At 65.8% G+C, this 12,457-nt stretch carries 10 protein-coding genes; 5 read left to right on the top strand and 5 right to left on the bottom strand.

The window, feature by feature from the left end; translation table 11 throughout:
• Nucleotides 1-2 precede the first annotated feature (2 nt).
• A complete protein-coding gene (fabI, locus tag LXM55_RS01815; protein WP_060839053.1) occupies nucleotides 3-797 on the top strand; it encodes an enoyl-ACP reductase FabI in 795 nt (264 codons plus the stop codon).
• Between the two features lie 128 nt (nucleotides 798-925).
• Nucleotides 926-1,801 (top strand): hypothetical protein, encoded by an 876-nt coding sequence (locus LXM55_RS01810; protein ID WP_233318078.1) that lies wholly within the window; start codon nucleotides 926-928, stop codon nucleotides 1,799-1,801.
• A gap of 39 nt (nucleotides 1,802-1,840) precedes the next feature.
• On the opposite strand, the gene LXM55_RS01805 is transcribed toward LXM55_RS01810, so the two are convergent.
• Entirely contained in the window at nucleotides 1,841-2,809 is a 969-nt protein-coding gene (locus tag LXM55_RS01805; RefSeq protein ID WP_233318077.1) for a GGDEF domain-containing protein, read from the bottom strand.
• A 105-nt stretch (nucleotides 2,810-2,914) separates the two neighbouring features.
• Nucleotides 2,915-4,087, bottom strand: a complete 1,173-nt coding sequence (locus tag LXM55_RS01800; protein WP_233318074.1) for an NnrS family protein — start codon at nucleotides 4,085-4,087, stop codon at nucleotides 2,915-2,917.
• A gap of 336 nt (nucleotides 4,088-4,423) precedes the next feature.
• On the opposite strand from LXM55_RS01800, the gene LXM55_RS01795 reads away from it, so the two are divergent.
• Nucleotides 4,424-6,862: a hypothetical protein gene (locus LXM55_RS01795; RefSeq protein ID WP_233318073.1), complete on the top strand. Its 2,439-nt coding sequence runs from the start codon at nucleotides 4,424-4,426 to the stop codon at nucleotides 6,860-6,862.
• 34 nt (nucleotides 6,863-6,896) lie between these two features.
• Here LXM55_RS01795 and LXM55_RS01790 read toward each other — a convergent pair whose 3' ends face one another.
• Nucleotides 6,897-8,984 carry an EAL domain-containing protein gene (locus LXM55_RS01790; RefSeq protein WP_233318071.1) on the bottom strand — a complete coding sequence of 696 codons (2,088 nt, stop codon included), beginning with the start codon at nucleotides 8,982-8,984 and terminating at the stop codon, nucleotides 6,897-6,899.
• 339 nt (nucleotides 8,985-9,323) lie between these two features.
• On the opposite strand from LXM55_RS01790, the gene LXM55_RS01785 reads away from it, so the two are divergent.
• Entirely contained in the window at nucleotides 9,324-9,827 is a 504-nt protein-coding gene (locus LXM55_RS01785; RefSeq protein ID WP_233318067.1) for a VOC family protein, read from the top strand.
• Between the two features lie 36 nt (nucleotides 9,828-9,863).
• On the top strand, nucleotides 9,864-10,697 hold the full coding sequence (locus tag LXM55_RS01780) for an AraC family transcriptional regulator (RefSeq protein WP_233318065.1): 834 nt from the start codon (nucleotides 9,864-9,866) through the stop codon (nucleotides 10,695-10,697).
• On the opposite strand, the gene LXM55_RS01775 is transcribed toward LXM55_RS01780, so the two are convergent.
• Entirely contained in the window at nucleotides 10,694-11,278 is a 585-nt protein-coding gene (locus tag LXM55_RS01775; RefSeq protein ID WP_233318063.1) for a LysE family translocator, read from the bottom strand. The two genes, LXM55_RS01780 and LXM55_RS01775, sit on opposite strands and share 4 nt — an antisense overlap.
• Nucleotides 11,279-11,480: 202 nt before the next feature.
• Nucleotides 11,481-12,413: a chemotaxis protein CheV gene (locus LXM55_RS01770; RefSeq protein ID WP_233318059.1), complete on the bottom strand. Its 933-nt coding sequence runs from the start codon at nucleotides 12,411-12,413 to the stop codon at nucleotides 11,481-11,483.
• Nucleotides 12,414-12,457: the final 44 nt, after the last annotated feature.

Here is a 12,457-nt window from a genome sequence, read left to right as displayed (position 1 = left end):
TTATGGGTTTTCTCGCTGGGAAGCGTGTCCTGATCGTCGGTGTCGCCAGCAAGTTGTCGATCGCCTCCGGCATTGCCGCCGCCATGCACCGTGAAGGCGCCGAGCTGGCCTTCACGTATCAGAATGAAAAACTCAAGGGCCGGGTCGAGGAGTTCGCCGCCGGCTGGGGTTCCAGCGCCGAGCTGTGCTTCCCCTGCGACGTGGCCAGTGACGAGCAGATCGCCCAGGTGTTCAGCGAGCTGGGCAAGCACTGGGACGGCCTGGACTGCATCGTCCACTCCGTGGGCTTCGCCCCCGGCGACCAGCTCGAAGGCGACTTCACCGACGCCACCACCCGCGAGGGCTTTCGCATCGCCCACGACATCAGCGCCTACAGCTTCGTGGCCCTGGCCAAGGCTGGCCGCGACATGATGAAGGGCCGCAACGGCAGCCTGCTGACCCTGTCCTACCTGGGCGCCGAGCGCACCATGCCCAACTACAACGTGATGGGCATGGCCAAGGCCTCGCTGGAAGCCGGCGTGCGCTACCTGGCCGGTTCCCTGGGCCCGGAAGGCACCCGGGTCAACGCGGTCTCCGCCGGACCGATCCGCACCCTGGCCGCCTCGGGCATCAAGAACTTCCGCAAGATGCTGGCGGCCAACGAAGCCCAGACCCCGTTGCGGCGCAACGTCACCATCGAGGAAGTCGGCAATGCCGGCGCCTTCCTCTGCTCGGACCTGGCCTCAGGCATCAGCGGCGAGATCATGTACGTCGACGGCGGCTTCAACACCACCGCCATGGGCAACCTCGACGAATGACCGCTGGTTGTGGCGAGGGCCCGCACGCACTCGCCACAGCGGCGCAGCAACCGCCCCCTCACCCAGGATCGATCAGCCATTCATATGGACAATGACATCAGCACGTTCGCCCGTTGGCAAAGCACAACATGAAGTGGCGCTATCTGTTGCCACTGCTCTTTCTGGCCGGCTGCGACAACGCTCACGATCAAGCCCCGGCCACAACCCAGGGCAAGGTCGCCAGCCTTCACATCCCACTCGGTGCACCGGTTGATGACTTCCTTGAAAACAGCCCGGTGCGCTTTAGCGCCGACTGCCTGGAGGCGGTCGACCTGTGCTGGTATGAGGCGAATCGGCAAGGAGCCTTGCTCGACCTGAGCCTCTCCCAGCCTGAGGGCGGCCTTGAGCTCGATCAGGTGGCCGGGCTGACGATGACCGTTGACGGCCATGCATCGAGAAGCATCCAGGCATTGAACATCGACCTTCGCGGCCTGCCGGACAACAGCACGCACAAGCAAAACAAGGCGCTCATCTATCGCCTTATCAGCGACCTGAAGAAGGCGGGGTGGCAAAAGTACTACTTCCCTTCGGACCCACGAATACCCGGCACCGAATTGAACAAGCTGGACGGGCAACAGAGCCTCTTTGGCGTGACCCCGCTCAGCCACCCGCTGTTCGATGCCAACCGCGAAATGAGCCTTGAAGAATGGCTCGGCATCCCTACGTTCTATGACTGGTATCTCTACCACGGCGACTATATTGCGCATGTTCGAGCCCTGCGCCACGACTCAAAAGACGCCCCCCTGGAAACCGGTGTCTACCTGATCAGCATCAACCTCATGTCGCTGGACACATTCTGGGCCAGCCATTTTGCCGAGAAACAAAGAGCACACTGGAAAGCCCGGCTGCCGGCTCAGTTGCAAGAGCTGCGGCAACGTCGCTCGCAAGCGGAAACCCGAGCCAGGGCCGCCGGGGTGAACATCGAGCAAGGGTATACCCCACCGCTCATGGAGCGCCGCCCATAACGGCATGGCACCGCCGCGCTCCACGGATCGAGCCGGCCCTCAGTGGGCCCGCTTGCCCGCCTGCTTGTGCACATACATGGCCTTGTCGGCGTCCGCCAGCAACGCCTCGATATCGGGGTGGCGCTCGGGGTCATATTCGATCTGGCCGACGCTGAAACGGATGTCATAACCCCGCTTCAAGCTGGCATTGCGCTCATCGAGGATCTCCCGCAGGCGCGCCATGATCGCCGAGGTCTCGACATGATCGGCAGCCGTCAGCAGCGCCACGAACTCATCGCCCCCCAGGCGGCCGATCACATCGCTCTCGCGAAAGGCGATACGCAGCACATCCGCGAAGGTTTTCAAGGCGCTGTCGCCTTCGGCATGGCCGTAGGTGTCGTTGACCTGCTTGAAGTCGTTGAGGTCGAAGAACAACAGGGTCGCCGGTTTTTCCAGGCGCTTGCAGGCCTCCAGGGCATGCCGCGCCAGGGCCTCGAAACCACGGCGGTTGGACAGCAGGGTCAGCTCGTCCATGCTGGCCATCTGCACCGCCGCCAGCTCCTGCTCGGCCATGCGCGCCAGGTCGCGCAGCAGGGCGCGGTCCTCGTCGTCCAGGTCACGGGGCTTGATATCGATCAGGCACAAGGTGCCGAGCCTGCTGCCATTGGCCACCGCCAACGGGCAACCGGCGTAGAAACGGATGCCCGGCTCCCCCACCACCAGCGGATTATCGTGGAAACGCTCGTCGAGCCCGGCGTCGCGCACGGTGAGAATCTGGTCGCCGAGGATCGCGTGACCGCAGAAGGAAATGTCCCGTGGGGTTTCACTGACGCTCAGCCCCACGCAGGACTTGAACCATTGCCGGTCGCTGTCCACCAGGCTGACCAGGGCAATGGGCACATTGAACAGGCGCTTGGCCAACCGGGTCAGGCGGTCGAAGCGCTCCTCCGGCGACGTATCGAGAACATTCAGTTCATGCAGAGTCTGAACTCTCAGGGCCTCGTTGTTGGGCTTGCTCGGGTACAACATCGCTGACTCCATTCGCGGTTAAGAATCAAAGCGTAGTCCAGACTGACAACCACTTATCCTCTAAAACCGCGCGGCAGGAGCCCGCGACTGGCGGCTGGCGGCGACTCAGCGCCGGGGGGTCAGCAGAATCCGCCCGTAACCGACCACGAATACGGCAAATGCCAGCCCCGCCAACAGCGCCGACAGGCCCAGCCCCAGGCTGTTGAACGGCACCAGCAGGACCCGGCACACGGCCGCCAGGAACAGCAGCGCAAAGCCACCGGCCATGGCCCGCGAGACCTGCAGCGGCCGACCGCTGTGACCGAGGCTGACCCGCGCCACCATGCCCAGCACCAGCCCGCCCAGGCCGCCTACCGCCAGGGCATGGGTCACCAGGCTCTGCGGCACCGCCCAGCCCAGGTGCCAGAGCGCCATGCCCAGGGTCGCCAGGGCCAGCCACAGGTAGGCCAGGTACAGCGACCAGAGCAACGGCACGCGCCACAGGCCCGGCCGGTGCCAACGCCACAACCGCCAGCCCTGCAACCCCGCCAGCAGGGCGAACAAGGGGGCCAGCCAGACACGCGGGGCCTCGCCACCGCCCAGCGCCATGGACAACGCCACCAGCAGGCTGCCCACCAGCAGCACCCGGGTCGGCCAGGGCGAGCCCGGCGCCGTGGGCGCCAGTTGCAGGCCGCGCTGGATGAAGAACGGGATGACCCGGCCGCCGATCACCGTCATCAGGGTCGCCACCAGCCACAGCGCCCCCAGCTCGCCCCGGCGCTGCCAACTGTCCTGGTGCTCCAGCAACCCCCACAGGGTCAGCCCCTGGAACAGCGCCAGCAGCCCGAGCACCAGAACCATGGGGTAGTTCTCGCGCTTGCCGGCACACCACAATTCGCGCCCGATGAGCGCGGCCAGCAGGGGCATGAAGGCCAGCTGCACCCCCAGGAACACCGGGCTCGGCAGCGGCAACCACCAGGCCAGGCGCCCCGCCAGCCACACCAGCCACAACAGCAGCAGCGGCGTGCGGCTCAGGCCCGGCCGGCCGGTCCAGTTGGCCACCGCGGTCAGCAGGAACCCGGCAACGATCGCCACGGCAAAGCCGAAAAGCATTTCGTGACGGTGCCATGCCAGCATCCCGGCCACCGGTTGCAAGCCGCTCAGGGCGCCGTGCAGCCACAGGCCCCAGCCCACCAGGGCGAGGCAGGCAAAGCCGGCCCCCGCGAGGAAGAACGGACGAAACCCCAGGCTCCACAAAGGCTGGCCGGCCCAGCGTTGCCACGCATCAGGCAAAGACATAGGCAGCCCTCCCCTTGCAAACCGCCACCCGGCGCTGGGCCAGCAAGCGCATGACATAGCCAATCTGCAGCACCTGCAGCGGCGAATCGAAATAACGGCTCATTCCGGTGACTCCTCGAACACACAATGGCAGGACTGACCTTTCATTTTTCATGCCAGCCCGCAGGCCCCGAAAAACCGCGGCCCTGAGCCCTCAAGAGTCTTTATGACCACAACAACAAGCAGTCATAAAGACCCTCTTTAAAGTCAATATGACTACACATTTTCAAGCTGCGTTTTTCCTTCGCCAAGGGTAGATTGGCACCCCTTGCCCGCTCCCACACAAGGATGCCGTCGGTGCCCGAAGCCTCTTCCCCCGCGCCCGAAAAAAGCCTGTCGCGCCTGCTGCTGGAGTTGCTCTGGCAACTGGCCGCGCTGTTGCTGCCGATGTTCTTCATCACCCTGCTGCCACCCCTGGCCGCGCTGACGGTGTTGCTGGGCTGCGCGGCGGCCATGGCCCTGACGGCGCGCCTGGGCTGGCCAGGCACCGCCCGCGGCCTGGCCCGACTGATGATCAGCGCCGCGTTCGGCCTGGGCTTCAGCCTTGGCCGGGCGCTGCCGGCGTACTGGGACATGGCCGCCGCCTTCATCAGCATCGTTGCCGGGCTGGCAGCGGTCAGCCACCTGGAACGCCGCCTGGGCCTGGTGCCGCCCGCCCAGGCGCCGGTCAGTGCCTGGGGAGGCAACGAACCGCAAGAGACGCCGGAAGGCCTGCCGATCCGCGTGTTCAACCACGGCGAGATCGCCATGGGCGGGCCGACCTATTGCGACTACCTGTTCCCCGATGGCGTGCTGCTGCAAGGGTTGGGCGCCTCGGCGCGGTTCTCCAGCGACGGGCGTTACTTCGCCGCGCCACTGCCCTCAAGGCAAGACTGGGGGCTGGCCATTCTCGACCGTACCCAGCGGCGCCTGTACCGCTGTGACTCGGGCCAGTTCTGGGAGCTGGATGCCTTTACCCCCGACACCCTCAGCGGCCGCTACAGCCCGTTGGTGGACAACGGCCAGCGCCAGGCCAACCTGGCGGACCTGTTGCAGGACGCCCACAGCGTCGAGCTGGTGGCCGTGGCCGATCTCTGGCTGGAGCCCGGCGAGTGGCTGCACGCCCTGGCCCGGCAGGCATTCGAGGAAGCCGCGCCGCAGGGCGCGCACCGGTTGCACGCCAGCCTGGCGCTGCCGACCAGCCTCAGGGGACTGGACCAGCCCCTGGAACCCTTGCGAGCCCCGCCGTACCGCCTGAGCATTGACGGCCAGCCCAGCGGCTTGCTGGTGCGGGCCGATGCATCCAGGGTCTGGCGTGAAGACGGCCGGGCCCTGGCCTGCATCGCCCGCGAGCCAACCCAGCCACAGGCCGAATCCTGCTGGCTGTGGCAAGCCGACCAGGGCTGGCGGGCGTTGCCGGCGCCCTGGGTCGCCAGCCACGCGGAGCCGTCTTTCTACCCAGGCCCGCTGCTGAGCCTGGACCACCACTGGCTGGGCTACGACGCCTATCTGGACCTGGCCGAGGCCGACCACGGCAGCTACGGCTATCGCTTGCACAGCACCCACAGCGACAGCGAAACCGCACTCGGCCACGACCGTCAGGGACACCTGCGCGTGGCCCCGCTACGCCTGACCCGCACCCGCCTGCTGCAACCCCTGGACGGCCAAAGCGCGCGCGGCGCAAGCCGGATCCAGTCCCAGCCGCTGCTGGGGCAGCAACCTGCGCTGTTCAGCTGGCTCGCGGACAACGCCCAGGGCCTGGGCGCCTACAGCTGCCAGATTGGCGCCTGGCAACTGCCCGGGCGCTGGCTGCTGGATCACCGGGTTTCCGACTGCCAGCGCTACCTGGCGCTGCTGCCGTTCTGCGAAACCCTGAACCTGGCCAACCAGGTGGTGGTGGCCGACCTGCAACAGCAGCGCCTGCTGCACAGCCCACCGTTGCTGGCGGCGCGCCTGCTGGACTTTCGCCAGGGCTGCCTGAGCCTGACGGTGCTGGTCGGGCGCCTCGACCAGGGCCACGCCAGCAGCCCCTTGCAACGCTTCAACCGCCCTGCCCCCGCACCTGAACAGGCGGCGGCTTTCTGCGCCCGGGACGAGGCCTCGCAACCCTGCTACCAACGCCAGACCTGGCAGGTGCTGGAGACGCGGTTGCAGCCCGTGGCGCCCTGGCGCCTGGTTGACCAGCCCCAGGCCGCAGTGGCCGAGGGCGACTTCATTCAGCCCGCCCCCGTCGGCCGCGACGCCGCCTGGCTGTTCGGCAGCGAGACCGAATACGCCGACAGCTGGCTGCGCGAATCCAGCCCCCGCTGCGCCGGCCACCTGCTCACCGGGTCCGGGTGTGCGCTCAGCGATCTGGCGCCGTCGATGATCTGGTCCGCCGATGCCCGCTACCTCGCCCTGACCCGGCTCCGGCTCGGCGCCGATACCCCACAGCACGGCTACCGCGCCTGGCAACTGCTGTTGCTCGATGTGCAGGAACGCACGCTGCGCATCGCCCCCGATGGGCTGCGGCATCGCCCGCTGTTCGAGCATTTCGATACCCAAGGCCTTGGGGTACGGCTGTTCGAGCGCGATTGGCAGGCGCCGGACGACCCCGACCCGGGGCAGCGCCTGGACCTGGCGCTGGTTGACCTGCTGCGCCTGCCCGGGGAACCGCTGCGTGAATACCAGGGGCTGTGGCTGAGCGCCGCCGACTGGCCTCAGGCCCAGGCCTGGCAGGCGCTGCGCCGCCCCGATCACCCGGCCTTCAGCCCTTAGCACTTACCCCTTAACGCTCAGCCCAAACGCCGGATCAGTCGCGGCTGACCACCCGCGCCTCCCTGGCGCGCTGGCTGACAAAACCGGGGATCTGCTCCCCCGGCAGGGATTTGCTGTAGTACCAGCCCTGGATGATCAGCTCCGAACTCGATTGCAGGAAATCCAGCTGCTCGCGGGTTTCCACGCCTTCGACCACCACCTTGAGCTTGAGGGTCTCGCAAAAGCGCAGCAGGCCATTCAACACCTGGGCGCCCTTGGGCTCGCGCTGGGCGAGGACAAAGCTGCGGTCGATCTTGATCCCGTCCACCGGGAACTGGTGCAGGTAACTCAGGGCGGAAAAGCCAGTGCCGAAGTCGTCGATATACACCTGGGCACCCAGCGCATGCAGTTGGCCGATCCACTGCTGGGTCAGCAGCGCATCGCCGACCAGGGCGTCCTCGGTGATCTCCACCGAGACCTTGCCCTCGGCCCGGGCCAGGATCTCCAGCAGGCGCTGGCCATGTTCGCGCGAGGCCAGGGTGGCGCTGGAAATATTGATGGTGATCGGCAACTCGAAGCCGACCTTGCGCCACGCCAGATGCTGGCGCACCGCCTGGGAGGCGACCCAGAAGTCCACCTCGGGCATCAGCTTGGCTTGCCCCAGCCACTGCAACAGCTCCCAGGGCGCGCGCACCTTGCCCTCGCGGTCACGGGCCCGGATCAACGCCTCGCAACCGCTGCACAGGCCGCTGCCCTTGGCGATCTGCGGCTGGTACTCGAGGTGGAACTCGTAATCGCTCAACTGCTGGATGCGCGCCAGCTGCAAGGCGTTCCGGGCCGCCTGCTGGTAGGACGCCACCATGGGGTCCAGCTCAAACAGCCGGCCACGTTCCTCCAGGCCATGAAAGGTGGCGTCGAAGGTTTTCAGGTAGACCTGTGCGTGCTGCTCGCTCTGGCGCTGGATGCTGCGCACGTACGGCAGGTAGATCAGGGTGCCGACGCCCAGCAGCAGCACCTGCAGGAACACCGCGCCCCAGTCACCCTGGGTGCTCAGGTAGGCGTTGAGCAGCACCGGCGAAGTAAAGGGCAGGCTGACCACCGCCGGGCTGACCCAGCCCAACTGCACAGTTGCCAGCGCCAGGCTGACATTGACCATCGGCACCAGCATGAACGGCACCAGCAGGCGTGGGTTGAGGATGATCGGCAGGCCGAACAGCAGCAGTTCGTTGACGTTGAACAACGACAGCGCCAGGCTCGCCAGCGCCAGCAGGCGCATCGAGCGATTGCGCGAGAACCCGAGGATCGCCAGCACCAGCGCCAGCGAGCCGCCGGAGCCACCGATAAAGGCGAAGCAGCCCAGCAGGCCGCTGTTGAGGGCATAACGCAGCGGGCGCCCGGCGGCCAGGTCGGCGGCATTGAGCGTCACCGCCTGGTCCATCAGGTCCATCAGCGGTTGCATGGCATAGGTGCCATGGATGCCGAAGAACCACAGCAGCGAATTGGTCGAGGTCAACAGGATCGCGTTGACGTAGGGGTTGTCCAGGCGGTCGATGGCGATCGGCTGCGCGATGGACGCAAAGTCATGCACGTGCAGCAGCAGTTGCAACACCCCCACCAGCACCAGCGATGTCAGCATGCCCGGCAGCACCATGTTGATGGTGCCCTTGAGGTTGTGGCCCACCAGCCCCTCGTCCACCAGCCGGGTCCAGCGCAGGCGGTGCAAGCGCGCCATCAACGGCACATTGACCAGCGGCGAGGCGATGGCGATGAACAGTACGAAGGTCGCCGCCGCCAGCGGGTAGTCGCGCAGCAGGTAGATGGCGATCACCACATGCGACAGGCACAGGAACGCCACCGGCAACTGCGGCAAGCGGTACTTGATCGCCAGCATGTAGCCGATCGACGCCGCCACCAGCAGGGGAATGATCGAGCTGATCCGCGCGTGCAGGCCGGTCAGCAATTGCACCAGCTCCGGGGGCGCGCCCAGGGCCTGGGCGCATTGCCCGAGAATCAGCAGCATCGCCGAGACCAGAAGGCACGGCAGCAGCCAGAGCAGGCCTTCGCGAATGGAACGTAACGACTCGGCGCCCGCCAGGAGCGCCAGGCGATGGGTGAAGAACAGCTTGAACCCCAGTTGCCGCATAAGAGCCGCCTCTCTGCCTTCGCGCGCCCCGCCCACCCCGCGGACATGGCCGCTCGGTGTGTGGCCACGGCGTCATGCAGACACGCCATCACCCGCGGATAGTCGCGAAGATACCATTGAAGAAACCCCATTCAGCAAGCACTGAATGGCTCGGTTTCAAGACTTTATATCGCCCTGCCCGCGCCAGACTTGACGGCCATTGCGGCGAGCCGCGCCCGCGCCGCCTGCAACTGGCGACCCGCTGGGACTTCTAGGCACGCGCCGATCCACGGTCGCGTTGCCCGGCGGCGGGTTGGCTACGCTTGAGCAAGCGTGATCAACCCGCACAGGAGCGACGCCATGCCCCGCATCCAGACCATCACCCCGTGCCTGTGGTTCGACCATCAGGCGCACGAGGCGGCGCAGTTCTACTGTTCGGTCTTCGAGCAGTCGCACATCACCCACGTCAGCCACTACGGCAAGGCCGGCTTCGACATTCACGGGCGCCCCGAGGGCTCGGTGATGAGCGTGGTGTTCGAGCTCGACGGCCAGGGTTTCACCGCCCTCAACGGTGGCCCGCTGTTCACCTTCAATGAAGCCGTCTCCCTGCAAGTGCATTGCCGGGGGCAGGCCGAGCTGGATCACTACTGGAACGCCCTGGGCTTTGGCGGCCCGCCAGAGGCGCAGCAGTGCGGCTGGCTCAAGGACCGCTTCGGGCTGTCCTGGCAGATCGTGCCGCAGTGCCTCACGCCGATGATCTGCGACCCCGATCCGGCCCGTTCGCAACGGGTGATGCAGGCCCTGCTGGGAATGAAAAAACTCGATATCGCGACGCTGCAGCGCGCCTTCGACCGCCAGAGCTAATACAATCGCGCCAGCTTTCGCCGACGGACAACCGCAATGAAGCCTGCCCTCACCTCCGATCAGGAACCGCAGTTCTGGCGCGACCCTGCCCTGCCGTTCATCGAGGCCCGTTCCATCGCCGATGGCCGCAAGGTCTGCTACAGCCGCCATGCCCATGCCCAGTTCTCCATCGGCAGCATCACCGCGGGCGTCAGCACCTACCTCAGTGGGCATTCGCAATGGCGGGTCAGCCGCGGCACCGTGGTGCTGATGAACCCGGGGGTGGTGCATGCCTGCAACCCGATCGACGATCAGCCCTGGTCCTATCGCATGCTGTATGTCGACACGCCCTGGCTGACCGCCTTGCAGCACGACCTGGGCTTTTGCGCCGAGCTGGGCTTTCGTCCGTTTCGCGAGACTCACAGCCACGACCCGCAGCTGTTCGCCGAGCTGGAGCAGGTGTACCGGACCCTGGTCGCCGCCGAGGCCGAGCCCCTGCTCAAGCACAGCGCCGTGGTGAGTTTTTTCAGCGACCTGCAGCAGCGCCTGAACCCCGCCGAAACGCCGCCCCGGGGCGACAACCGGAAACTGCAGGAAGCCGCCGACTACATCCGCGAACACTGCACCCAGGGCCTGAGCCTGGAGGACATCTGCCAGGCGGCGCAGCTTTCACCGTCCTACCTGATCCGTGCCTTCAAGCAGCAATTCGGCATGCCGCCTCACGCGTACCTGGTGAACCAGCGGGTGCAGTTTGCCCAGGCCCGCCTGCGCCATGGCGCGCCGCTCGCCGAGGTGGCGCTGGAGGCCGGCTTTGCCGATCAGGCGCATTTCCAGCGCGCCTTCAAACAGCACCTGGCGGCCACTCCCGGCCAATATCGCGGCCAGCGCTAAAGCAGCAGGTAAGCCGCGCTGGCGGCCAGCAAGGCCGCCATGCTGCGATTGAACAGGCGCATGCGTGCCGGGTTGCCCAGGTAGTGCCGCAGAAAGCTCCCGGCGTAGGCCCAACAGGCAATCGACAGGTAACAGATCACCAGGTACACCGCGGCGAACAGCCACACCAGGCGCGCCTCGCCGTCGGCGGCAAAGGCCCCCATGCCGGCCACGCAGGCCAGCCAGGCCTTGGGGTTGAGCCACTGCATCAGCGCGCCATACCAGGCCGAAGGCGCGCGCGCCTGGCCCTGGGTGTTCAGCCGGCCATCGTCGCTGGCCAGTTTCCAGGCCATGTACAACAGGAAGGCCACGCCAAACAGGCGAATGCCCTGGGTCAGCACTGGCCACTGGCGCAGCAGCTCATGCAGGCCCAGGCCGATCAGCACCAGCAACAGGACAAACCCCAGGGTCGCCCCGGCCACATGCCGCAGGCTGGCCCTGAAACCGAACTGCGCGCCGCTGCCCAGGGCGACGATATTCACCGGCCCCGGGGTGATGGATGCGGCCAGGGCAAACGCCGCCATGGAAAACACTAAGCTCATTACCGGCCTCTCTTGTCTGGGTGGGAACAATCGCCGGACAAGTTAGGCCAAGGCACACAGCGGGTATTGAAGAAAACTGCCCTCGTGCCCGGCTAGCAGTGCAAATGATTCAACGCGCCATACGGCGCCAGCTCCCGGGCCCCGCAACCGGGGCTCTTCGTCAAGCACGCGGCTGGCGTGCTGGGCCTGCGCGTTGCTCAAGTCATGCCGGCATCAGGCTGGCGATGCGATCCACCACGCGCCCGGCCAGATCGTCCGGGCGGAACTTGGCAAGGAAGTCGTCGGCCCCCACCTTCTTCACCATGGCCTGGTTGAAGGCCCCGGACAGCGAGGTATGGAGCACGATGTACAGTTGCCGCATCCGTGGGTCGTTGCGCACTTGCGCGGTGAGGGTGTAGCCGTCCATTTCCGGCATCTCGATGTCCGAAATCATCATCAGGAACTCCTCGTCGGGGCGCTTGCCGGCGTCGAGCAGATGGTGCAGGTACTCCAGCGCTTCACGGCCGTCCTTCAAGGACACCACTTCCACCCCGACACTCTCCAGGCAGCGGGTCACCTGCTTGCGCGCCACCGACGAGTCATCCACCGTCAGCACCCGCCAGTGCGCCGCGGCAGCCTGGGTCTGGGGCGGGATCACGCCCTGGGAGATGTCCTCGCAGACCGGCGACACCTCGGCCAGGACCTTCTCCACATCGATGATCTCCACCAACTGCTGGCCAACCCGGGTCACCGCCGTCAGGTAGTTGTCCAGGCCACTGCCTTGGGGCGGCGGATGAATTTCTTCCCAGTTCAGGTTGACGATGTGTTCCACCGCGCTCACCAGAAAGCCCTGGGTCTTGTTGTTGTACTCGGTAATGATCACGTAGGCGTTATCAATGTCCTCGACCCCGGGCAAGCCAGTGGCCAGTGCCAGATCAAGTATCGGAATTGATACACCGCGAATATTGGCCACACCACACACCACCGAATGTGACAAGGGCAATACATTCAACTTCGGGCACTTGAGAACTTCTCTTACTTTAAAAACGTTGATGCCATACAACTGCGACTGATTAAAACGAAATAACAGTAATTCCAGACGATTCTGCCCGGCCAACTGAGTCCGGCTGTTAACCGCTTCCATCACACTGGACATAACAACCCCTTGCCCTGATCAACTTGATCAATGAGCGATTAGAT

The sequence above is a fragment of the Pseudomonas sp. Au-Pse12 genome (assembly GCF_021341665.1).
In the GTDB taxonomy this organism is placed as follows: domain Bacteria; phylum Pseudomonadota; class Gammaproteobacteria; order Pseudomonadales; family Pseudomonadaceae; genus Aquipseudomonas.
Note: the sequence above shows the minus strand (reverse complement) of the source record. Positions and strands in the feature narration are given on the sequence as shown.

Excerpts from the sequence above, each read along its gene's own strand:
- LXM55_RS01770 (WP_233318059.1), bottom strand. The coding sequence starts at position 12,413 with ATGTCCAGTGTGATGGAAGCGGTTAACAGCCGGACTCAGTTGGCCGGG.
- LXM55_RS01805 (WP_233318077.1), bottom strand. The coding sequence starts at position 2,809 with ATGTTGTACCCGAGCAAGCCCAACAACGAGGCCCTGAGAGTTCAGACT.
- fabI (WP_060839053.1), top strand. The coding sequence starts at position 3 with ATGGGTTTTCTCGCTGGGAAGCGTGTCCTGATCGTCGGTGTCGCCAGC.
- LXM55_RS01800 (WP_233318074.1), bottom strand. The coding sequence starts at position 4,087 with ATGTCTTTGCCTGATGCGTGGCAACGCTGGGCCGGCCAGCCTTTGTGG.
- LXM55_RS01790 (WP_233318071.1), bottom strand. The coding sequence starts at position 8,984 with ATGCGGCAACTGGGGTTCAAGCTGTTCTTCACCCATCGCCTGGCGCTC.
- LXM55_RS01810 (WP_233318078.1), top strand. The coding sequence starts at position 926 with ATGAAGTGGCGCTATCTGTTGCCACTGCTCTTTCTGGCCGGCTGCGAC.
- LXM55_RS01780 (WP_233318065.1), top strand. The coding sequence starts at position 9,864 with ATGAAGCCTGCCCTCACCTCCGATCAGGAACCGCAGTTCTGGCGCGAC.
- LXM55_RS01785 (WP_233318067.1), top strand. The coding sequence starts at position 9,324 with ATGCCCCGCATCCAGACCATCACCCCGTGCCTGTGGTTCGACCATCAG.
- LXM55_RS01775 (WP_233318063.1), bottom strand. The coding sequence starts at position 11,278 with ATGAGCTTAGTGTTTTCCATGGCGGCGTTTGCCCTGGCCGCATCCATC.